The 21,597-nt window shown below is 43.8% G+C and carries 19 protein-coding genes and 2 tRNA genes; 11 read left to right on the top strand and 10 right to left on the bottom strand.

Features of this window, described 5'->3' with window-relative positions; genetic code table 11:
- Positions 1–132: 132 nt before the first annotated feature.
- Together ribH and hisF are read right to left on the bottom strand one after the other, a co-directional pair.
- On the bottom strand, positions 133–654 hold the full coding sequence (gene ribH / locus ACTQ9T_RS14235) for a 6,7-dimethyl-8-ribityllumazine synthase (protein ID WP_010200525.1): 522 nt from the start codon (positions 652–654) through the stop codon (positions 133–135).
- Positions 655–952: 298 nt separating this feature from the next.
- Positions 953–1,735, bottom strand: coding sequence for an imidazole glycerol phosphate synthase subunit HisF (gene hisF, locus ACTQ9T_RS14230; RefSeq protein ID WP_440465458.1), 783 nt, complete (start codon positions 1,733–1,735; stop codon positions 953–955).
- 188 nt (positions 1,736–1,923) lie between these two features.
- Here hisF and ACTQ9T_RS14225 point away from each other — a divergent pair, with 188 nt between their 5' ends.
- From ACTQ9T_RS14225 to ACTQ9T_RS14205, 5 genes are all read left to right on the top strand, one after another.
- Entirely contained in the window at positions 1,924–3,090 is a 1,167-nt protein-coding gene (locus ACTQ9T_RS14225; RefSeq protein ID WP_440465457.1) for a homoserine kinase, read from the top strand.
- Positions 3,091–3,150: 60 nt separating this feature from the next.
- Entirely contained in the window at positions 3,151–3,483 is a 333-nt protein-coding gene (locus tag ACTQ9T_RS14220; protein ID WP_228293233.1) for a hypothetical protein, read from the top strand.
- Positions 3,484–4,392 carry a class II glutamine amidotransferase gene (locus tag ACTQ9T_RS14215; protein WP_440465456.1) on the top strand — a complete coding sequence of 303 codons (909 nt, stop codon included), beginning with the start codon at positions 3,484–3,486 and terminating at the stop codon, positions 4,390–4,392. It abuts the gene before it with no gap.
- A gap of 75 nt (positions 4,393–4,467) precedes the next feature.
- Positions 4,468–5,637, top strand: coding sequence for an AAA family ATPase (locus tag ACTQ9T_RS14210; RefSeq protein ID WP_440465455.1), 1,170 nt, complete (start codon positions 4,468–4,470; stop codon positions 5,635–5,637).
- Positions 5,638–5,639: 2 nt separating this feature from the next.
- Positions 5,640–6,101: a type II toxin-antitoxin system VapC family toxin gene (locus ACTQ9T_RS14205; protein WP_440465454.1), complete on the top strand. Its 462-nt coding sequence runs from the start codon at positions 5,640–5,642 to the stop codon at positions 6,099–6,101.
- Positions 6,102–6,105: 4 nt separating this feature from the next.
- Here ACTQ9T_RS14205 and ACTQ9T_RS14200 read toward each other — a convergent pair whose 3' ends face one another.
- Both ACTQ9T_RS14200 and ACTQ9T_RS14195 read right to left on the bottom strand, forming a co-directional pair.
- Complete coding sequence (locus ACTQ9T_RS14200; RefSeq protein WP_440465453.1) at positions 6,106–6,648, bottom strand: YchJ family protein; 543 nt, start codon at positions 6,646–6,648, stop codon at positions 6,106–6,108.
- Positions 6,649–6,692: 44 nt separating this feature from the next.
- Entirely contained in the window at positions 6,693–7,409 is a 717-nt protein-coding gene (locus tag ACTQ9T_RS14195; protein ID WP_440465452.1) for a metal-dependent hydrolase, read from the bottom strand.
- Between the two features lie 125 nt (positions 7,410–7,534).
- On the opposite strand from ACTQ9T_RS14195, the gene ACTQ9T_RS14190 reads away from it, so the two are divergent.
- Complete coding sequence (locus ACTQ9T_RS14190; protein WP_440465451.1) at positions 7,535–8,605, top strand: DUF3025 domain-containing protein; 1,071 nt, start codon at positions 7,535–7,537, stop codon at positions 8,603–8,605.
- Positions 8,606–8,892: 287 nt separating this feature from the next.
- Positions 8,893–11,721, top strand: a complete 2,829-nt coding sequence (gene acnA, locus ACTQ9T_RS14185) for an aconitate hydratase AcnA (RefSeq protein ID WP_440465450.1) — start codon at positions 8,893–8,895, stop codon at positions 11,719–11,721.
- Positions 11,722–11,833: 112 nt separating this feature from the next.
- Here the strand turns inward: acnA and ACTQ9T_RS14180 are convergent, their stop codons facing one another.
- Both ACTQ9T_RS14180 and ACTQ9T_RS14175 read right to left on the bottom strand, forming a co-directional pair.
- Positions 11,834–12,292 (bottom strand): hypothetical protein, encoded by a 459-nt coding sequence (locus ACTQ9T_RS14180; protein WP_440465449.1) that lies wholly within the window; start codon positions 12,290–12,292, stop codon positions 11,834–11,836.
- Between the two features lie 32 nt (positions 12,293–12,324).
- Positions 12,325–12,978, bottom strand: coding sequence for a LysE family translocator (locus ACTQ9T_RS14175; protein WP_440465448.1), 654 nt, complete (start codon positions 12,976–12,978; stop codon positions 12,325–12,327).
- Positions 12,979–13,486: 508 nt separating this feature from the next.
- Here ACTQ9T_RS14175 and ACTQ9T_RS14170 point away from each other — a divergent pair.
- A complete protein-coding gene (locus ACTQ9T_RS14170; RefSeq protein WP_194620957.1) occupies positions 13,487–14,395 on the top strand; it encodes a DMT family transporter in 909 nt (302 codons plus the stop codon).
- A 211-nt stretch (positions 14,396–14,606) separates the two neighbouring features.
- Here the strand turns inward: ACTQ9T_RS14170 and ACTQ9T_RS14165 are convergent.
- The 4 genes from ACTQ9T_RS14165 to gltX all read right to left on the bottom strand — a co-directional run bounded on the left by ACTQ9T_RS14165 (position 14,607) and on the right by gltX (position 17,201).
- Positions 14,607–14,682, bottom strand: a tRNA-Glu gene (locus ACTQ9T_RS14165).
- A gap of 156 nt (positions 14,683–14,838) precedes the next feature.
- Positions 14,839–14,914: transfer RNA gene (locus ACTQ9T_RS14160), tRNA-Ala, on the bottom strand.
- A 122-nt stretch (positions 14,915–15,036) separates the two neighbouring features.
- Positions 15,037–15,402 (bottom strand): hypothetical protein, encoded by a 366-nt coding sequence (locus ACTQ9T_RS14155; RefSeq protein WP_440465447.1) that lies wholly within the window; start codon positions 15,400–15,402, stop codon positions 15,037–15,039.
- Positions 15,403–15,674: 272 nt separating this feature from the next.
- Positions 15,675–17,201 carry a glutamate--tRNA ligase gene (gene gltX, locus ACTQ9T_RS14150; protein WP_440465446.1) on the bottom strand — a complete coding sequence of 509 codons (1,527 nt, stop codon included), beginning with the start codon at positions 17,199–17,201 and terminating at the stop codon, positions 15,675–15,677.
- Between the two features lie 433 nt (positions 17,202–17,634).
- Here gltX and rsmH point away from each other — a divergent pair, with 433 nt between their 5' ends.
- The 3 genes from rsmH (at position 17,635) to ACTQ9T_RS14135 (ending at position 21,553) form a co-directional block, all read left to right on the top strand.
- The gene (gene rsmH, locus ACTQ9T_RS14145; protein WP_440465474.1) at positions 17,635–18,633 is read left to right on the top strand and encodes a 16S rRNA (cytosine(1402)-N(4))-methyltransferase RsmH; all 999 of its coding nucleotides are present in this window, start codon (positions 17,635–17,637) and stop codon (positions 18,631–18,633) included.
- Between the two features lie 335 nt (positions 18,634–18,968).
- The gene (locus ACTQ9T_RS14140) at positions 18,969–19,466 is read left to right on the top strand and encodes a cell division protein FtsL (protein WP_413191275.1); all 498 of its coding nucleotides are present in this window, start codon (positions 18,969–18,971) and stop codon (positions 19,464–19,466) included.
- Positions 19,463–21,553 (top strand): peptidoglycan D,D-transpeptidase FtsI family protein, encoded by a 2,091-nt coding sequence (locus tag ACTQ9T_RS14135; protein WP_240216726.1) that lies wholly within the window; start codon positions 19,463–19,465, stop codon positions 21,551–21,553. Before ACTQ9T_RS14140 ends, ACTQ9T_RS14135 begins: the two co-directional genes overlap by 4 nt.
- The last annotated feature ends 44 nt before the right edge of the window (positions 21,554–21,597 follow it).

Here is a 21,597-nt window from a genome sequence, read left to right as displayed (position 1 = left end):
TGACATACTTAGGGCTATCGCAGTAACCATAGCCCTAACAGATTTAATCAACAATAATACTTATCAATAAAGAATGGCGCTGAATCGTGACTCAAAAATATTCAAATACTAATGAATGAGCAACGCGTTCAATTAAGCGTCATCGCTATCGTCATCGATGTCTAGCTGTGATAGTACCGCAATCATCTCTAACACGACCATAGCGGCTTCAGAGCCTTTGTTACCGGCTTTCGTGCCAGAACGCTCAATCGCTTGCTCGATGCTGTCGGTCGTCAATACACCGTTCGCGACTGGGATATTATAATCAATCGCAACGCTGCTTAGGCCTTTGGCTGATTCACTTGCTACAAAGTCGAAATGCGGCGTGCTACCACGGATAATCGCGCCTAACGCAATGATGGCATCAAAACGGTCTGATTCAGCAGCGCGCTGAGCAACCAATGGCAATTCGAAAGCACCAGGAACGCGAATAACGGTAATGTTGCTACCCAAAACACCATGACGAAGTAGCGCATCGATTGCACCATCTACCAATGACTCAACGACAAAACCATTAAAACGGCCAACCACGATACCAATACGGGCATCTTCATTCTGATGTAAGTTACCATCAATATGAGTCACGTCATTGCGTTGCTGTTGTAAATTCGACATAAAAATATCCTTCGCCTAATGGGCTTCTAATTAAAATGTAGGAGTAGCTAAATATAATGATAGATTCAAATAATACCAAACCCAAAAAGTACGATTAGCGGTGTCAAACTTGTCTAGTCTACAATGCGTAGTACTTACACTCGTTTTCCTTGCTACTCTAATTTTTGTGAATGGTATAACTTATTTGATTGGTTATCACGCAAACGAATTGACCGTTAAATGAACGAAAACCAAATGATAATAAGCAGTTAGCGCTATGATAACATTTTTTCTAATTTATTTGCATTTTACAAACGTATTACAGGCGCATCTGTATCCCTTGCGCTGCCATATATTCTTTGGCTTCCTGCACGGTGTACTCACCGAAGTGAAAAATACTAGCGGCAAGCACCGCATCGACGCCGCCCTCTAACACGCCTTCTGCTAAATGCTGTAGGTTGCCGACGCCACCTGAAGCAATAACAGGTACGTTAACGCGGCTGGTAATTTGTTGCATCAAGGCTAAATCATAGCCTTTTTTGGTGCCATCACCGTCCATCGAAGTGACCAGTAATTCACCAGCGCCCAGTTCAGCCATTTTGCTCGCCCAAGCAACCGCATCGATACCCGTTGGCTTGCGACCACCATGGGTGAAAATCTCCCAACGCGGCAGGATGATGCCGTCAACTTCAATATCCGCGACACGTTTGGCATCGATAGCCACGACGATACATTGATTGCCAAATTTCTGTGAGGCTTCACCAACGAATTCAGGGGTAAACACTGCTGCTGAATTAATCGCGACTTTATCCGCACCAGCATTGAGCAAGTTGCGGATATCAGCGATTTTACGCACACCGCCACCGACGGTTAATGGCACAAATACCGTTTCTGCCATACGCTCAACCGTATGATAAGTGGTATCGCGCTCGTCGTTGGTGGCAGTAATGTCCAAAAAAGTGATCTCATCTGCGCCTTGTTCATTGTAGCGTTTGGCGACTTCAACAGGATCGCCTGCGTCTTTGATATCGACAAATTGCACGCCTTTGACCACACGGCCATTATCAACGTCCAAACAAGGAATGATACGCTTTGCTAACATAGGGTCTTTCACCTTATAATCAATTCTCTCAATGCGCTAGTCTAGCAAAATCACCGCCATATCAGGCAGATTTTCGCAAGATTATTACGCTTTTCGCTATCGTTTGCTCAGGCGCGTTACAATTGTCGCCATTGCTGTTTAAATCTATCCTATTCAACTTTTTATTTAATTGCCAAAAGTGAGATGTCATGTCCGTCTATACCCAGTTAACCAATGATCAGTTTGCCGCCTTTTGTCAACGCTTTGGCGTCTCGTTCGCGCGCGCCATTCCGATTACCCAAGGTATCAAAAACTCTAACTGGTTTATTCAGACGACTGATGATGTAGATGGTGCGCACTCTTATGTATTTACCTTATTCGAAGAGCGTCCACCAGAAGACATCGAAAAAATGGCGGTTATCTTAAACCAATTAGACGGTAAGTTGCCGGTAGCTGCGCCGTTATCATTGGTTGATAGCGAAGAAAAACGCTATGTTATCCATTATGACGATAAAGCCATTACCCTAGTTCCGTGCTTATCGGGCGCGCATCCACAGCAAACCACGCAAGCGATGTGTCATGAAATCGGTGCTGCTTTAGCGATGCTGCATGAGACCTTGCAAGCGTTGCAACCTGCTGAAGAATATGGCGTACCTTTGTATCCATGGTCAGAAGTTCGTGACCGTGAAATGCAGTTTATGCCCGGTGACGAAGCTAAGCTCATGAGTGATATTTGGCAATCTTATACAGATTTGCCGCTTGCCACTTTGCCAAAAGGCTTGTGTCATTTAGACATGTTTGCTGATAATACCTTATGGAACTTATCGTTAAATAATAGCCAAAAAGGTGAAGAGCGCTTAACGGGGCTGTTAGACTTTACCGAAGTCAGCGTCGAGCATTATGTGATGGATATTGCCATTACGATTAATGATTTTTGCACCACGTGGGGTGATGCCGAGCAAGGCGAGTCGGTGAATTTTGACCGCAATAAAATGGCGGCATTTTTACAAGGCTATGAGTCAAAACGTCCACTTGGCAACGATGAAAAACGTGCGTTATCGGTTATGCTGGCAAAAGCGGCCGTTATTTTTTGGCTGTTACGTCTCAATGTTATCCATTATAACCGTACCGAAGGTCGTACGGGCGATAACATCATGGTCAAAAACCCTGACTTGATGAAACGCCTTGCTGCTTATCATTGGGCTCATGTAGAAAAACCGCAAAATAATACAGTATTTGTGCTTTTGGGGAATAAAGTAGACAATCAAGTAGTCGGTGTCTTTAGCAACATCATGCAAGCCGAGCAAGCACGTGAAAAATTGAGCAATAGTAGTGAGTTTGCAATCAAAGAATATACGCTAGATCAATTATCGTAAACATTGCTTACGCATTTATTCTAGTACCAATTTTAGTACCGAAACCTTAGAGGCGACCCCATGACCGATCAAGTTGATAACTGGCACAAACTGGCACGCTACGACACCAATATGCAAGGCGAGCTGCATGCCAATCTGCTGCGCAACAATGGCATTACCGTGTCCTTGCAACCGCTAAGTGCCATTCCAGGGATGAATTCTGGTGTCGTCCTGTGGGTAGAAAACACGGATTTGGCACAAGCCCAGCGTATCCTAGATGGTGTTGAAAGCGATGATAGTACTGGAGCAGATTTGTTGGCTAGTATGAGTGATATAGAACTTGGTATTGTGTCAGGTAGTCCGGTCAATCATGACGCAGCAGATAACCAATTTAATAAAGGCGGTAACGCATAAATGTGTCAACTCCTAGGAATGAACTGTAATACCCCGACGGATATTGGTTTTAGCTTTGCTGGCTTTCGCAAGCGCGGCGGCATGACGGACAGTCATGAAGATGGCTTTGGCATTGCGTTTTTTGAGCGTAGTGAATGCTCAAATAATGATGAATCGGCAAATGCCTCAACAGGACTGCGCTTGTTCCATGACAATCGTCCCAGCCATCTGTCACCAGTCGCCGACCTAGTTAATAATTATCCAATCAAAGCCATGAACGTCATCGCGCATATTCGTAAAGCGACTCAAGGGCAAAATTGCTTGGCGAACACCCATCCTTTCGTTCGTGAAGTCTGGGGCGAGCAGTGGGTATTTGCGCATAATGGACAGATGAATAGCGAGTTTATTAAACGCTGTCAGCGCTTGCAAGATAACGGTAACGCCTCACATTGCCAGCCCGTCGGTAATACAGATTCTGAAATGGCATTTTGCTATTTAGTTAATCGTCTAAAAAGTAGCTTTAAGTCGCGTCCCGATGATCAAACGCTATTTAATTTTTTGACTACTCAATGTCGTTATTTATCCGCCAACGGTCTATTTAATTGTCTAATATCGAATGGTCGATGGCAATTGGCTTATGCTGGTAGCTTATTGTTTTATCTCACGCGCCAAGCACCGTTTGGCGAAGCAAAGCTAGCAGATGATGATTTGGCAATTAACTTTGGTGATGTGACGACTGATCAGGATAAAGTCACTATTTTAGTGACCGTTCCACTCACTGAAAATGAAAAATGGCAACAGCTGGCGGTAAATGAATGTCTCATCTTCCAAGACGGCGAGATTCTGTTTAAAGACAGCCCAAGTCAGCGTAAGTTTTTGACGATTGAGGAAGGTATTGCGGTGGCACGGGCGGTTGGGGCGAGTGTTTAGGGGATGATTAGCTTGTATTTCTAAATTCGCTGTTTCATTATCAAACTAACAGTTTAATAAAAATTAGGTGTAGCCATGTTAGGCAATGACATTCAAATCAAACAGCTGGTAGGCGTAGGCGATGTACATCTCAGCTTTCAACCTGACCAAAGAGTATATTGCCTAATTGGTGAAAACGGTATCGGTAAGACTAAGTGTTTAGAGGCTTTGTTTATTTCATACCTAGTACACAATAATGACTTCTTATCTGGTGATTACGCGGTTTTTCCTGAAAGACATTTCCCGTTTACAAGATACATATCTAATTTATCTAGCAAAGCTCTTAAACCACCTACTGGTAACTACTACGACTTTGAAAAAGTTTTTTTTGGGACAAATTATCATAATCTCCCTATAAATTTTGTAGGAGCACAAAGTAGAGGTTATATAAGAGATGGTTCTGAGTATAATAGTTCGATTTCTCGCGATAATTTTGATGGTATTGGCGTAAAAGAAGAAAGGAAATCTAGCTACTTAGATAGGTTAATAACAGGAGTCGAAAGTACGGGTCTAAAAGATTTAAATATGGATACAGATATTGAAAAATGGATTATTCAACGTGCTCGATCTGCGAATCCATATCAGTCTATAGAAGACAATAGAGAAATAGAGATTAAAACTTTATTTGACTTACTTAGTAAAATTGACAAACGCATTGATGCAAGCTTTCTTGAAATCTCAGGCAACAATCGCGTATTCATTAAAGTTGCAGATAAAAAAACTGAATTATCCGAGCTTTCTAGCGGCTTTGCGTCAATACTTAAAATCATGCAATCTATAATCGCAGGCTATAGCTATTTCACCAATGAAACTAATATTGCTCATGTCAAAGGCGTGGTATTTATCGATGAAATCGAAAGCCATCTGCATACTAAATGGCAAGCGACTATTATCCCTACTCTAAAACGTCTATTTCCCAATACGACGTTTTATATCACCACCCATTCCGCTATTGTTTTAAGTCAGTTGCAACATGGCGAAGCTTATGAGTTATACCGTGATAAAGAAGATGGCGTGGTCAAAACTGAGCTGATAGAGCATCCAAATAACGCTGCATTTGTAGACCTGCTAAAAGATGCTTTTGACATTGATATTAATAAGCTTAAGCTGGCGCGTGATAATGCGCCACAGCAAAAAAATGCTAAAAAAATACTGACTGAACTGTTAGAAAAACGGATCAATGAGCTTAAAGAAGGAACGCAATAATAATGGATACAGAAATTGCGAAGTTACTGGACTCAAACTTTTTGACTTATCTCTTGGAAGGTAAGAATATTGATGAAAATGATGTCGATCTTCTTGAGCGTCTGATGGATTTATTAGCACTCGTCAATGATGATAATGTCGAGCTGGCCATCACACCATTGCTGCGATATGAGTTTTTAAGAAAGTTTGGTCAGAATGAGAGTGAAGATTTTAATAAATTTAAAGCAGCTGTTGAAGAGTTTACTTGGTTAGATATCAGCAAAGACGTAACGGATTTGGCGACCAATCTATACCGTTTAGATAAACATGAAGCGGATAGTAAAGGTATACCAAAGAACTTAGAAAAGCGAAAGTTTGATGTCTTTCACTTTGCCACGGCTAAAATCAATGGTATTGAGCTACTATCCAACGACAAGCACATAGACCAAATGGAAAGGTTATACGAACGTTATCAAGCGCTTTAGTTTTTTAAACAAACTGCCCACAACACCTTTTAAACTTCTCACCTGAACCACAGATACACGGCTGCTTTTGGCTGACAGACATTGAAACGGTTGGATCTAAGAAGTACCAACGCTCATCATTATTGATTTTGTCTGTCACCTTCACAAAGGCAGACAACTCATGATGTGCTTGCAAATCCTCATTTGTCTTGAAGTAAGCCTTAAACTCAACCTGCGCATGGCGTTTACCAAGTTTTGGTGTGTGCGCGACGATTTCTAATCCTGCCCAATCTGTTTCTTTTGCCCAAGACTCAATCGCATTGACATCAAGAAAACTTTGCTGCGCTGGCAGCGTGGTCTTAACGATATATTCTGGCTTAATCAACACAAATGCACTATATCGCGTGCGCATTAGCCGTTCGGCTGTCTCCGCTTTTATACCACCTACTTCTTCATTATAAAAAGCATCATGATAAGGCTGGCAGCAGTCTTGGTAGGATAGCGGAGCGTTTACCGTCTCTGCTGATGGATTGATTTGGCAAGGGCAAGTGGGTAGGGAGGTTTGCATGTTTCACTCTAATTTTCGTTGGATTTTACTGCTCTGCAGTGCCTTTAGTGCAGCATGCTCTTTATTAATTCTGGCAATATGCCAACTTTGAGCTGCACCCATGCAGAAGGATCACTTAATCGTGACCAAAACATCTCAAAAGGTGGGGCGACATATACCAGTAGTGCAAGGATAGTATATAAGAGCAGATACCACCATTTGTCTTTTGGTTGATAAAACTTCATCGCCGTGCCCGATGACCGCTTCATTTTCATATTAGACAAATTAACGCTATACAGCTCGTCCAATGATAAGTGCACCATTGCGCCGCCAAATAAAAACAGACCATAAAACCAGCTGGTCGTCAGTGGTAGGTGCAAGCCATAATAACTTAGGCACGTCAGGCCCAAACCCAGTATTGCCATATACGGAACAGAGTGGATGACGCCGCGATGCACAGTCATAGTGGTAAAGATATGAAAAACCACGTAACGCATAAAACCGTAGCCAGCTAGCCATAAAGCTATTAGCGCCAATAAGCTCAGATCACTACGCCAGTGCATGACCAGACCAAATGCAAATATAAACGAGGTGATATTAAAACCGAGCTTAATCGGTGTTGAATTATCAGAATCCAAGTCTGGCAGCAACCCACCGATAGTACCAAGCGCCACGCACACCAAAAATCCTGAATCATCAATCAATCCAGCTTTATAAACCGTTAGACTCATCGTACCACTGACCATGAATGCGACATTTAAGTGGGTGTTAAAATTTGCCATAAAATCATTTATCCATAGCGCTCAAAAAGACCTTTCGAGCGACGTATCTAGCAGTAAAAAAGCGCACCATGATACCATAGAGCGTCCATACGTCTAATAGAGATAGCCCGTAAGAGAGAGCTTCTATGCCTGCCAGTGATTTACCCGCCACACTTAACTCTGATACTCATACTAAGCAGCTGCCTGTAGTAGAAGGTCAGCTTGATAACAGCTTTGCTACCATTGACTGGCAAGTGCCTTGGTTATCGCATATTACTCAATTGAGTTATATCAGCAACACGATTGAACACCTTAGTCGCTCGAAATCACAGAGAAATAGCTTGGATGGTTCGAATGATTCAGAAGGTTTGGATAATGTGAAAAGCCCAAATAAGCACGATGTAAATGCTTCTGAAATCAATACGCCTGACACGATTGCCAAAGTCTTAAAAACGGCGATGACGCAGCAGGCTGATAATTTGCACCAGTCATCACCACATACTAAACCTACTCATGACCACAAACCTCAAACGCTACAGTTTGTCTCTCAAAATGCATTGCCTGAAGGGGAGGCCTATGAGTATTTCATCGGTACAACTGGCAACATTCCGACGCGTGACAACTTGCATGACTTACTTAACGGCAGCATTTGGCTGACTTTTCCAAAGACCAAAGCTGTGTTGAACTATCACCATATGTTAGAAATAGCAAAGCAAGGCATCAGCGAGCGTCGAGGGCGTGTGCGCGATACCATTACTGTCTTTGATGAAAATGGGGCAGTGCTAGTGACTTCTGATGCCAGTATTGGTCAGGCATTGGTTGATTTTGACTGGCAGGCAAGTTTGGTGAAACCACGTGCTAAATGGGACAACCCAGCACAACCAAATACAAGTGCTCAAGCAGCAGTTTATATCTTTGGCCATGCATTGCTTGAGCAGTTGGTATACCCGCGTAAACCACTATGCGCCCACAGTATTGTCATTCACGTTGCACAAGAATTCTTTACCTTATCGTTAGCTGAACGTATGAGCTATTTGGATGACAAGATTGCCGAATATATGGACACATTATTATCAGATGATGACGTCAAACCACGACAGCTTGCACCATTACCTATCTTAGGTGTACCGCATTTTTGGGCAGAAAATGTCAATACTGACTTCTATGAAGATAGCTACGTATTCCGCAGTGGACGACGTAAAAAAGATAAAAACTAAATAGAAAGAAGTTACTTAAAAATAGCTCGCTAAACCGTTGTTACGTTTACGATTGTGCCACGATTTGACTACGTCTAGGCGTTAACAAAGCGCTCTAGATTTGTTATGGTAAAGGAGAGTCGTTATGAACGACGCAAGGTCTAATGATTTTTCTTCGAAATTCCAACTATGAAAATACAAAATTCATTTAAGCCTTTTTCACACGAACACCTTTATAGCAAATCCATCTAGCCACCAGTTATAACAATAAATTCATAACAATCTACCCAGTAGATAAGGAAGGTACCATGAGTGATATCTTTGACGTAAAAGACACCCTGTCGGTCGATGGCAAGGAACATGCCTACTACAGCCTGCCTGAGCTGACCAAAACTTATAGCAATATCAGTAAGCTGCCATATTGCATGAAAGTCGTATTAGAAAACTTACTGCGTAACGAAGACGACGGTCAATCTGTCGGTAAGAACCACATCGAAGCTGTTGCCAATTGGGACGCAGGTGCTGAAGCTTCAAAAGAAATCGCCTTTATGCCTGCTCGCGTCGTTTTGCAGGATTTCACTGGTGTGCCATCGGTCGTCGATTTGGCAGCCATGCGTGATGCGGTGGTTGAGCTGGGCGGAAAGGCCGAGCAAATTAACCCGTTTATCCCTAGTGAATTGGTCGTCGATCACTCCGTGCAAGTCGATGCTTATGGTCGCGAAGATGCGCTGGATTTGAACGAAAAGATCGAATTTAAGCGTAATAATGAGCGCTATGAGTTCTTGCATTGGGGTCGTAACGCCTTTGAAAACTTTGTCGTCGTACCACCAGCGACTGGTATTGTCCATCAGGTTAATCTTGAGTATTTAGCTCGTGTGGTGATGGCTGCTGACGTAGATGGAGAATTAACCGCTTATCCTGATACGGTGTTTGGTACTGACAGTCATACTACGATGATTAATGGTATTGGCGTGCTTGGTTGGGGCGTGGGCGGTATCGAAGCTGAAGCTGCCATGCTTGGTCAGCCATCATCGATGCTGATTCCACAAGTCGTTGGTTTTGAGATGACGGGTAAATTAACCGAAGGCGTCACCGCCACGGATTTGGTATTGCGTGTGGTTGAGATGCTACGTGCCCATGGTGTGGTTGGTAAGTTTGTCGAATTCTACGGTGAAGGCCTACACAGTATGCCGCTCGCCGATCGTGCGACGATTGCCAATATGTCACCAGAATACGGCGCAACTTGTGGTATTTTCCCAATTGACCAAATGGCGATTGATTATCTGCGTCTATCAGGCCGCGACGAAGAGCAAATCGAGCTGGTCGAAAAATATGCCAAAGCACAAGGCATGTGGCACGATGCCGACACCCCAGCAGCGACCTATTCAAGCAACTTGCATTTAGACTTGTCCTCAGTACAGCCTGCGCTTGCTGGTCCTAACTTGCCACAACAGCGTATCAACTTATCTGATATGCATGAAAAATTTGGCGAAACGTTAGAAAAAATGACCAAAGATCGCAAATCGGAAGTCGAGGGTAAAGTACGTTTCGACCAAGAAGGCGGTGAGCAAGAGCAAGCCGAGGCCTTGGCAGCGCAGCCAAAGGTCAATAATAATCAAAATGATGGATATCAGCCTGCCAATGGGGTTTTCTCTACTGTTAAGATTGATGAGACAGACCACAAGTTGCGCGATGGCTCAGTCGTTATCGCAGCGATTACCTCTTGTACCAACACCTCAAACCCTGCGGTGATGATTGGTGCAGGTTTGGTAGCCAAGAAAGCTGCCGCTAAAGGTCTCAAAGCTAAGCCTTGGGTAAAAACCTCACTAGCACCTGGTTCTAAAGTCGTCACTGATTACCTAGAAAAAACCAAACTGATGGATGAGCTGGAAAAAACAGGCTTTTACTTAGTCGGTTATGGTTGTACCACTTGTATCGGTAACTCAGGCCCGCTTCTCGAATCTATCGAGAAAGGTATTGAAGAAAATGACTTGGTCGCTGCGGCTGTACTGTCTGGTAACCGTAACTTTGAAGGTCGTATCCACTCGCATGTCAAAGCAAGCTACTTGGCTTCACCACCGCTAGTTGTGGCTTATGCGCTGGCAGGTACAGTCGATATTGACCTGACGACTCATCCGCTAGGTCAGGACCAAGATGGCAATGATGTGTTCCTAAAAGACATCTGGCCAACATCAGAAGAGATCAATGAGCTGATTGCCAACAATATCGACGCTGAAATGTTCCGCAAAAACTACGGCGAAGTGTTTGACGGTAGTGCTGCTTGGAACGCCATTAGCTCAGCCGATAGCCAGTTGTATCCATGGGATGAAGGCTCGACATATATTAAGAACCCACCGTTCTTTGATGGTATGACCATGGAACCAGACGGTATCCGTGATATCGAAGGCGCACGCATCTTAGGTCTGTTCGGTGATTCAATCACGACCGATCATATCTCGCCCGCTGGTAATATCGATCCTGACTCGCCTGCAGGCAAATATTTGCAAGAGCGTGGCGTCATGCAAGCCGACTTCAACAGCTATGGCTCACGCCGTGGTAATGATGCGGTCATGACTCGAGGTACTTTTGCTAACATCCGTATCAAGAACACCATGATGGGCGGTAAAGAAGGTGGCTATACCTATTACTTCAAAGGCGACAGCGCCACGTTACAAGACGGTGAAGAAATGGCCGTCTATGACGCCGCGATGAAGTATAAAGAAGACAAGCGTCCCTTAGTCGTCCTTGGCGGCGCGGAGTATGGTTCTGGCTCTAGCCGTGATTGGGCAGCCAAAGGTACTATTTTGCTCGGCGTAAAAGCGGTACTAACCAGCTCGTTTGAACGTATTCACCGCTCAAACCTAGTCGGAATGGGCGTGTTGCCATTGACCTTTAAAGAAGGTGAAAACGCTGAGACTTACAAGCTTGATGGTTCAGAAGTGATCAGCATTAGTGGTCTCGATAATGGTGAAAGCAAAACCGCCAAAGTCACCGCTACTCGTGCTGATGGATCAGCAGAAAGCTTCGAGGTTAACGTCGGTCTACAAACGCCAAAAGAGCGCGAATACGTGCGTCATGGCGGCGTGTTGCACTATGTACTACGTCAATTGGCGGCTGAGAATAAAGACGCTGCTTAATGACTGATTAGACTTAGTATGACAAAAAGCCCAATCCCACTAAAATAGGGGATTGGGCTTTTTTATTGGGTGAGGAAAAAGGAGACAAGTATGTGAAAACTATTTCATTGAATCATCTGAAGTTCTCATTCCAGCTCTCCTTAAATACTTTATTTAAGAACGTTTCTTTATCGAGGCTACCGTCATTGTTCAAGCAAGTCTTATCGACAAAAAGATAATTCGTCCAGTTAATATCAGGAGACAGTTCATTGATTTCATTTACTATGTCAACTTCGCCAATGTCAGAAAAATCTCTAGTAATCAGTCTTTGAGCCAGCTCTAAAATGCGACTCTTTGTTCTATACTCATGAGAATTCGGATACTCAGAAATTTTATCCAAAAATCCCTCGTAATTTATACTTAAATCTTCGTTTACATACTCCTCACTCCAGAATATATAATCACTCCAAAATGGATCGGGTGATAATTTATTTATTTCAAGATTTATTTCTATTTGCCTTGCTTCTGAGCATGTGGCGTTAAGTAACTCTTCAAGTAATAAAGTGATTTTCTGCTTAGTGTCATCGTTCATTATTATTTCCTCTACCGTTTATTCCCATTGCTTCAACCTTTCTCAGTCAACAGCCTAATTCCCAGCCCGATAAACACCACACCACTGATTTTATTTAACATCGTTTCAATAGAGGGGTTTTCTCGCAGGCGTGTGCTAAATCGTGCAGCCAATAACGCCAAACACAAGCACCAAACAAAACCAGTCACAGCAAAAGTCAGTCCTAACATCAAAAATGACAGCATGCCATAAGCATAACTGGAGTCAATAAACTGCGGGAAAAATGCCAAGAAGAACAAGGCCACTTTTGGATTAAACACATTGGTCAACACACCTTGCTTATAGATTTGCCAGCCGTCGACATCCTTTTGGCTAGTAATGTGCTGATCTTTGGATAAGTGGTTTGCAATTGAGTTCGAGCTTTTGCTCGTTAGCATCTTAAAGCCTAAATAGCACAAGTAACTGGCACCAATATATTTCACGAGCATAAATGCCGTAGGAGAGTTGGCAAGCAATACTGATAACCCGAGCGCCGCCAATAACGTATGTACCAAAATGCCTGAGGTGATGCCCAACACCGAATAAAACCCTGCTGTTTGCCCTTGCGCCATACTACGGGTAATGATGTACATGCTATCGGTGCCGGGTGTTAGGTTTAACAGAATAGCCGCCAAAATGAATCCTAGATAATTTTCAATACCGAACATCGTAATCACCTCCCTTTGATAGTTCTAGACATCCCTATGTTATAGTCAATCCTCTATAAATTGGATACGGTGTCAACCTTGCTTAGTCTACTACTTGTAGTACTTTCACTCGCCTTCCTCGTATCCAAATTATACTGAACCGACTATATAGAGTGTTCATATATTTTATAAGTCTTTTATAGGATAGATAGTAGTGAGCTTAAGTTTAATGAGTAAAAACACCGCTACTCCATCAAATCATATTATGTCCGATATCCGCAAAATCAACCTCGTTCAAACCAATCTTATTCAAACCAAGTTATCTCAATCATTACAAACCTGCGCTACATTCAAATTTTCGTCTTATTCAAAGCCAATAAATTGTACCTATTTGCTTTTATAAATCTCGCAAAAACACATAAAAACAGCATCTCTAAAGCCATTAAAACGTTATGATCACAATATTTTTTATGACTTAACTAACCCATTTAACACTGCTAAATAAATAGCCAGCCAAATTGAGTACACCATGACCAGACGCGACCTTATTACCTTTTTTGCACTTTCCTTTATGTGGTCGCTCTCATTTATATTTTATCGGGTGGGTGTCCCTGAGTTTGGCTCGTTGGCATTTGCCAGCCTGCGCGTGGTATTTGCTGGTTTAACCATGCTTATTTTTGTGTTAATCAGCGCAAAAAATCGCAAAGGTATTAAAGAAAGCTACAAAATGCTGACCGTCGTTGGTTTGTTCTCAGCTGCGATTCCCTTTGTGCTATTTTCCTTTTCAGCGCAGACCGTAAACGCTGGGGTATTGGCGGTACTTAATGCTTCTGTGCCAATGATGAGCGGTTTTATTGCCAGTACGTTTTTTAAAGAAAGACTGACTAAGCGCCAAACGCTAGGGTTGGTGATTGGCCTTGTTGGGGTGATTATTTTGATGAGTGAGAACTTGTTTGGTGCGCAAGGGCAGGGCTTGGGAACGGATTTAGGCTCAGCATTGTTACCGATGGGTTATGCGCTATTTGCCTGTGTTGGCTATGCGATAGGGGCAAACATCACCAGAAACTATCTGTATGACATCTCACCGATTGCTATTACGGCAGGCTCACTAATCATCGCAAGCGTGGTGATGATGCCAATTGCTGTATATAAATTCCCTTATGGCGCAAGCATTAGCCTGCAAGCTTGGGTATCAGTGATTTGTATCGGGGTGTTTTCGACCGCCATTGCGCTTATCTTTATGAACCAGTTGATCAAAAATATTGGCCCCATGCGTGCGACCAGTATTACGCTGGTTATTCCCATTTTTGCGATATTTTTTGGTTATGTGTTGCTTGGCGAGGCATTGGATATCGGCGCTATCATTGGCTCAGTCGTGATTCTGTTTGGGACTTACCTATCATTGAACTTATCGTTAAAAGGCTTGGTCAAGTCGTAAACAATTTTATCGGACAGGCTAGAAGTTTGTCCGATAGAGTCTCAAGCGGTGATTGAGAGTTGAAGTGAGTTGCAGTAAGCCATTATAAAAATAACAGACATAAAAAATCCCAGTCACCGTATGATGACTGGGATTTTTTATTGTTCGCTTATTAGTCTAACCTGATGCTTAAAGGTGCTAAGCAAAAGTGCTAACAAGTGACGCCGTATAGTGGCGTCCCCAGGGGGATTCGAACCCCCGTTACCGCCGTGAAAGGGCGGTGTCCTAGGCCTCTAGACGATGGGGACGCATAGAGTGTTATAACCAGTGGTTACAACGGTACTTCACAATATCAGAGTGCTTATCTATTAAAATAGAGCAAGCCTTGCCTAGGTGCTGATATCGTCCTACTAGCGAGTATTTATTCTAAAGTTTCAGTAAACTGAGCTTTGTCTTAAATAGTATGGTGGAGCTAAACGGAGTCGAACCGTTGACCCCTTGCATGCCATGCAAGTGCTCTACCAACTGAGCTATAGCCCCTCGCTAAGAGTGTGCGTATTTTAGGTAACAGCAGCCTTCTTGTCAACCACTATTTTAAAAATAATGCATAAATATGCGAAAAAACGTGGTTCAAGCGATTTTAACTGCTTAACAAGCCCAAATTAGCGTGGATTTTGCTTGAGAGAGATCTCTTTGATGGCTTTATCGGTGAAGAATTCTTCTTCGGTGCCATCTGAAAAAATAATTGCACTGCATTCTGTGGGGATATATTGTCCACCTTTTTGTTGTACTGTGCTGATTCCTTTAAAGCCAACGATATCAGATTTTTTTAATCGATCGACATTATGATTGGTATAATCACAGTAAGTGGTGTATATCCACTTTAAGTCATCAAAGTCCTGACCCTTTGTCAGGGTAAGTTTTGCATCATAAAGCTCTTTTACGATGGCATCATAGTATTTCTGCGCTTCTTTGAGCGTGTTAAAGACATAATCTTTACTTTCTATCGTGACAGTTTTGGCGGCCATGTTTATTTCCAATTAAGAGTTTTGACAGTAGAAGGGTATAGTCAGGTCAATATAAAAAAGAGACAGCGTGACGGATATAAATTTTTTGTAGCCTCTGTCTGGGTAGGCACAGCAAGCAAGAAAAATTTGTACCAGTCACGCATTATAATGTCGTGTATCCATTTTATTTAGTAGCGACTATAGTAATGCTGACTAAGAATGAAAAAGGGTCAGAACTGGCCTGACCCTTTCAAATCCAAAAATTTCAGCTAATTTATTACTCAGTAGCTAAGCTATTCAGCAGCCAAAAAGTCTGGCAATTCTGCTGCTTGTTTCTCTAGTTTTTTGAGTTTCTTTTTACCTAAGCCGCCCAGCACGTCAACGGCATGACGCAAGCGTGTCAGCGTCATATCAGCACCGATAATCGCCATAGAGTTCATGACCGGCGTTGATGACGTGCTACCAGCGATAGCGATAAAGAACGGTGCCATAAAGTCACGCATCTTAATATCGAGGTGAGCGGCAAGACCTTTTAGCGTGGCGTAGATGTTTTCTTCTGACCAAGTAGGCAAGACTTCTAGCTGCCATAATGACAGCTGTAGCATCTCCATGATTTGCTCAGGTGTGAGCGACTTATGCGTAAAGCTTTCAGCATTGATAGCAGGTAGGTTTTGGAAGTAGAAACCACTCCAATTAACGGCATCAGACAGTAGTTCAATACGTGGCTGAATCGCCGCTGCGATAGCGGTTAGCTTGTCACTGTTGCTTGCCCATTCAAGGATTTTATTTTTTAGCTCTTCTGGCGTGAGTGCGCGTAGCCATTCAGAATTGAGCCAGTTGAGTTTTTCGATATCAAAGATAGGGCCGCCAAGCGACACACGTTGAATGTCAAAGCTGGCAATCATTTCTTCTAAGGTAAATTGTTCCGCTTCATCAGGCATTGAGTAGCCCATACGACCGAGGTAGTTTAGCAATGCTTCAGGTAGCACACCCGCATCACGATAGTAGGTGATAGAGGTTGGGTTTTTACGTTTAGACAGTTTTGATTTGTCTGGGTTACGCAGTAATGGCATGTGGCAAAGTACTGGCATCTCCCAACCAAAATATTCATAAAGCAACTGATGCTTAGGCGCAGAGTTCAACCACTCCTCACCGCGCATCACATGACTGATATCCATCAAGTGATCATCGACGACGTTGGCTAAATGATAGGTTGGCATGCCGTCTGTTTTTAGCAGCACTTGCATGTCGACCTGCGTCCAAGGAATCTCAACCGTACCGCGTAGCATGTCATGTACTTGGCAGATGCCTTCGGTAGGCACACGCATACGAATCACATGTGGTTTGCCTTCAGCGACCAATTGCTCGGTGGTTTCTGGTGCAAGGTGAGCACAGCGACCATCATAACGTGGGGTTTCGCCATTGGCCATTTGCTCAGCACGCATGGTATCTAGCTCTTCACTGGTACAAAAACAGCGAAACGCATGATCTTTTTCTATGAGCATCTCGGCGTGTTTGGTATAAATGTCGCTACGTTCGCTCTGACGATAAGGGGCGTGAGGACCACCAATATCTGGGCCTTCTGCCCAATCAAGTCCTACCCAACGTAAGGCGTCCAAAATCATTTGTTCTGATTGCTCAGTTGATCGCGTTTGGTCAGTGTCTTCGATACGCAAAATAAACTCGCCGCCATGCGCTTTAGCAAAGGCCAAGTTAAATAGTGCGATATAAGCCGTTCCTACATGAGGAAAGCCAGTCGGTGAAGGCGCAATACGAGTACGGACAGGGCGCGTTGGTGCTTGGGTCGATGTTTGGGTCATAGGAATCTCAAAATACGTTTGTTAATGAATGTGTTGGTTAGTGAATTTAGCAGTGAAAGAGGGTAATAAAAAATCGCAATGACAAATATGAATGAAATATTTGCATAAAAAATACGGATGAAACAATAGTCGTCAAAGTAGAAAAATAGCGTAAAATATAGCGCTAGTATAACAGAGAGATGGGATATTTTTAATGAAAAGCCCTTCTAGCGCTTGACTACAGATATATCCTTGCGATAATAATGCTAGGCAAGGCATAACTTGTTTATTTTCATCTGATTTTTACTATTACTGGCCAATATGGTCGCCATCTACTGAGTCGTTTGTGTCACTATTAAATAATAAGCCAGAAAATAAGCCACTATCTAACGTAAATCATCCTGAAACTGCTGACGATACCAACTCTGACGAATTAAGTTTCGTTCATGATGCCGTGCTGCTACCAGAAACCGTCGCGGCAGTATTGGGTGTCAAATCCTTGCCACAACAAACAGGTAATGATGCTCAAAGCAGTATTAACCAAAGCAATGTCGATCAAAACAGCCTTAACATAAGTGGCATCTACGTTGATGCAACCTTTGGGCGCGGTGGACATAGCAGGCTACTATTAAGTCAGCTGGCCGATGATGCACAGCTGATTGTCTTTGATAAAGACCCGACAGCCATTAGCGTGGCTCAAGAGCTGGCAAGTACTGATAGCCGTGTGAAAGTGGTTCATGACAGCTTTGCGACGTTGACGGATAGCTTGGCAGCCATGGGTATCGTGCAAGTTGACGGCTTGATGGCGGATTTGGGCATTTCATCACCGCAGATTGATGATGGCAGTCGGGGCTTTAGCTTCATGCGTGATGGTGCGGTTGATATGCGTATGGACACCAGTCGTGGTCAGTCGGTTGCTCAGTGGCTTGAAAAAGTCGATGACGAAACGCTAGCCAATGTGCTTTATGAGTTTGGTGAAGAGCGTCACAGCCGCCGTATCGCCCGTGCGATTAAGCAGATGGAAAGTTACAAGTCCACGCTTGAGCTGGCAGAAGTAATAAAAGTGGCGCATCCAAATTGGCAGCGCGGCAAGCATCCAGCGACGCAAAGCTTTCAAGCCATGCGTATTTTTATTAACAATGAGCTAGGCGATGTCGATGACTTTTTAGAACAAAGTATTCCTATATTAAAGTCAGGCGGTCAGTTGGCAGTCATCAGCTTTCATTCGTTAGAAGATCGTCGTATTAAGCAGTTTTTACAGCGTCATAGCAAAGGGCAATATCCAGAAGACGAAAATCTGCCAATGCCGCCAAATCGTCCACGGTATTTTAGCAAGCCCAAACGTGTTGGCCCTAGTAAAGCTGAGGTCAGTCATAATCCGCGCTCGCGCAGTGCATGGTTGCGATTAGCGACACGTACGGATACCGATTATCAGCAAACGCTAAAGCAATGAAACCTGTCGATGGCATACCCTAGTATTCTGGTGAGTGAATGTGACTAAATGTCTTAATATTTACGCAACTGTTAAAAAGCTGTAAATATTATCTGCTAGGCTCAGCAGTTACTTTTTTGTTTATATATGAGCTAATTTGGCGATGACGATTAGTTCTTAGCATAGATGACAGTTGGTTTTAGAATAAACGTCAATCATGGCAGGTTTTTATGGCTATCATTGCACAGCATGTTTGGTTGTATTTTTCTTGATGGTACTGAGCAGGGATGAGATTTTTATTACCTGCAGACAGTTGCTGCTCTTTTATATTTGAAGTTTACTTTTTTGAGATCGTCATGGCAATATCTGACAAACCAGCAAACCGTCGCGCCGCTACAGCCAATACCACTGACGTTGGCGAGCTATTCGTGCGCCGCTTTAATGTGGTCAGTATTTATGTCGCCGTATTATTGCTATTGGCGGCGGCTATCGTCTGGAGCGGTATCAAAACCGCTGAGGAAGTGCAGCAATATCATCAGGATTATAGAACCTTGCAAGACATGAAAAAACAAGAACGTAAGCTGAAAATTGAACATCAGCGCCTCTTAATTGAACAGCAAACCTTTAGTGCGACCCCGCAAATAGCCAGTCGTGCTGTTGCTGAGCTTGGCATGTTTTCACCAGCCCTCACAGATAAGCTCATCATTCAGCCGGGTGCTGCCGTTGCATTGGCACCAGCCCAGCCGTCTAGCGCAGAGATGATTAGAGTCAATGATTCAGACGTAATCGAAACGGACGCTCCTATGACCGATGCTCCTGTGACCGACGCCAACCTTGCGGAGGCAGGACAATGAGTGATAAAAAGCCAAATACCAATCGCGGTAAAACAACCGCAAAAAATACCAGTAAAAAACCTGCCAGCGGTAAAGTGACCAAGCCTTTGCGTCCTGCTAGTGCGGCCAAATCAGGACAAACTGACAGCAAGTCCTCAGACAATCGCAAAGCCAAACTCTTTGGTCGCCTCAAAAAAAATGAGGATCAAGGCGCGTATACCAGTGTCAAAAACCGTAAAAAAATGGTTTTTAATAAGGCCACTGGTGCATCATCTCGTGGCGGCTTTGAGTACGATAAAAACCGATTCCGTACTGTTTGGGGCATGGCGCTTGTCGTACTGGCGCTACTGATAGGACGTGCCTATTATATCCAAGTGGCCAACGCGCAATTTTATCAAGATAAAGGTAACGAGCTCATCACCAGCGTACGGACGCAAAAGTCCTACCGCGGTATGATTACCGATCGCAATAATCTACCCTTAGCTGTTAGTGCGCCGCTTGCGACTGTCTCCTTTAGTCCGCATGATTATTCGCGTGAATACTACGAGCTCAAACGCATTAAAATCACCAATCCTAATAGTCCACAGCTACAAGCACGCATGCAAAAGCGACTGGATAATATGGATCTGACTCGACTGGCAGCGGCAGCAAATATTCCGGTCAGTGAATTAAAAAAGGTCACTGCTGTCGACGATAGTATTGATGTCACCGATGAGGCAGCGGTAAAAGCAGCACTACCGTCGGGCGCAGGCTCGCATTATTTGCCACTACTGAATAAAGTGACGCCTGAGATAGCTCAAGGCGTCAGCTCGCTTGATTTCCCTGGTGTGTACGAAAAAAACTTCTTTCAGCGTTATTATCCGCAGCCCCAACCGAACTCGCAGCTGTTGGGTTTTATGGGGCAAAATGCCAACGATCCTGAAGGTGGCTATGAGGGACGCGCTGGTATCGAGCGCCAATTTGAAGAAGATCTGGCGGGTGATGATGGTAAGGTGTTGGTACTTAAAGACGCTAAACAAAACAGCCTAAAAGAAATCAAACAGGTTGAGCCAGAAATACCTGGCAAAGACGTGGCGTTAACGATTGATTCACGTTTACAGTATTTGCTCTATAAAGAGCTAGAGAAAGTAGGGCGCTTGCAACAAGCCCGCTGGTCAACTGGCATGGTGGTTGATGTACAGACTGGTGAAGTATTGGCATTGTCGACATGGCCATCATTTAACTCAAATAATCTAAATGAGATGACTGGTGAAAACCAGCGTAACCGTGCGCTCCTTGATGTATTTGAACCGGGTTCAGTCATGAAGCCATTTACCGTTGCTGCCGCGCTAGATTCGGGCAAATACACATCGACTACTCTAATTGATACCAATCCAGGTTCAATTCGTGTGCGTGGTTATACCATTCGTGACCATAATAATTTGGGCACCATCAATCTTGCCACACTCCTACAAAAATCAAGTAACGTGGCCTCGACCAAGATTGCCTTATCTTTGCCCGCTGATGCTATTACCAATATGCAAAAGCAATTTGGCTTTGGTTCAAAGACACCGTTAAAGTTCCCAGCGGAAGGCAGTGGGCTTGTGGTTACACCGGAAGAAAAAGAAACCTCACGTCGTGCAACGATCAGTTATGGTTATGGTATGGAGGCGACTGTAGCGCAGGTGGCGCAGGCTTATTCGGCATTAGCGGCAGGCGGGGTCATGCATCCTTTAACCTTGGTTAAGAGTGACAAAGTGCAGCCAAGCAAACGCATCATGGCGCACGAACAAGCCATGTCGATTGTACAGATGTTAGAGAGCGTTACCGAAGAAGGTGGTACCGCCAAAGCAGCGGCGATTGACGGTTATCGAGTAGCGGGTAAAACCGGTACGTCGCGCCGTATCAACCCAAAAGGCGGTTATTATACTGACCAATATCGCAACGTTTTTGCTGGCATGGCGCCAGCATCAAACCCAAGACTGGTCGGTGTCATCTTAGTAGAAGACCCTCGAGGGCTTCATTATGCTGGTCTGACCGCAGCCCCCGTATTCCATAACGTCATGAAAGAAGCACTACGCCTCTATAATGTGCCATTAGATAAGCCCTTAAAAACTGAAGCCCAATAGGCATGGATATGAATTTTTGAGTATCCAGCTACTAATGATCTGAT

Origin of the sequence: Psychrobacter sp. ASPA161_6 (assembly GCF_051970285.1) — a bacterium.
GTDB lineage: Bacteria > Pseudomonadota > Gammaproteobacteria > Pseudomonadales > Moraxellaceae > Psychrobacter > Psychrobacter glaciei.
The sequence above is the reverse complement of the archived record's forward strand: the minus strand, read 5'-3'. Positions and strand labels throughout refer to the sequence as shown.

Coding starts and splice junctions, on each gene's coding strand:
- ACTQ9T_RS14175 (WP_440465448.1), bottom strand. CDS start 12,978: ATGTTCGGTATTGAAAATTATCTAGGATTCATTTTGGCGGCTATTCTG.
- ACTQ9T_RS14190 (WP_440465451.1), top strand. CDS start 7,535: ATGCCTGCCAGTGATTTACCCGCCACACTTAACTCTGATACTCATACT.
- ACTQ9T_RS14155 (WP_440465447.1), bottom strand. CDS start 15,402: ATGGCCGCCAAAACTGTCACGATAGAAAGTAAAGATTATGTCTTTAAC.
- ACTQ9T_RS14180 (WP_440465449.1), bottom strand. CDS start 12,292: ATGAACGATGACACTAAGCAGAAAATCACTTTATTACTTGAAGAGTTA.
- ACTQ9T_RS14210 (WP_440465455.1), top strand. CDS start 4,468: ATGTTAGGCAATGACATTCAAATCAAACAGCTGGTAGGCGTAGGCGAT.
- ACTQ9T_RS14135 (WP_240216726.1), top strand. CDS start 19,463: ATGAGTGATAAAAAGCCAAATACCAATCGCGGTAAAACAACCGCAAAA.
- ACTQ9T_RS14170 (WP_194620957.1), top strand. CDS start 13,487: ATGACCAGACGCGACCTTATTACCTTTTTTGCACTTTCCTTTATGTGG.
- ACTQ9T_RS14205 (WP_440465454.1), top strand. CDS start 5,640: ATGGATACAGAAATTGCGAAGTTACTGGACTCAAACTTTTTGACTTAT.
- ribH (WP_010200525.1), bottom strand. CDS start 654: ATGTCGAATTTACAACAGCAACGCAATGACGTGACTCATATTGATGGT.
- hisF (WP_440465458.1), bottom strand. CDS start 1,735: ATGTTAGCAAAGCGTATCATTCCTTGTTTGGACGTTGATAATGGCCGT.
- acnA (WP_440465450.1), top strand. CDS start 8,893: ATGAGTGATATCTTTGACGTAAAAGACACCCTGTCGGTCGATGGCAAG.
- gltX (WP_440465446.1), bottom strand. CDS start 17,201: ATGACCCAAACATCGACCCAAGCACCAACGCGCCCTGTCCGTACTCGT.
- ACTQ9T_RS14225 (WP_440465457.1), top strand. CDS start 1,924: ATGTCCGTCTATACCCAGTTAACCAATGATCAGTTTGCCGCCTTTTGT.
- ACTQ9T_RS14140 (WP_413191275.1), top strand. CDS start 18,969: ATGGCAATATCTGACAAACCAGCAAACCGTCGCGCCGCTACAGCCAAT.
- ACTQ9T_RS14200 (WP_440465453.1), bottom strand. CDS start 6,648: ATGCAAACCTCCCTACCCACTTGCCCTTGCCAAATCAATCCATCAGCA.
- ACTQ9T_RS14220 (WP_228293233.1), top strand. CDS start 3,151: ATGACCGATCAAGTTGATAACTGGCACAAACTGGCACGCTACGACACC.
- ACTQ9T_RS14215 (WP_440465456.1), top strand. CDS start 3,484: ATGTGTCAACTCCTAGGAATGAACTGTAATACCCCGACGGATATTGGT.
- ACTQ9T_RS14195 (WP_440465452.1), bottom strand. CDS start 7,409: ATGGCAAATTTTAACACCCACTTAAATGTCGCATTCATGGTCAGTGGT.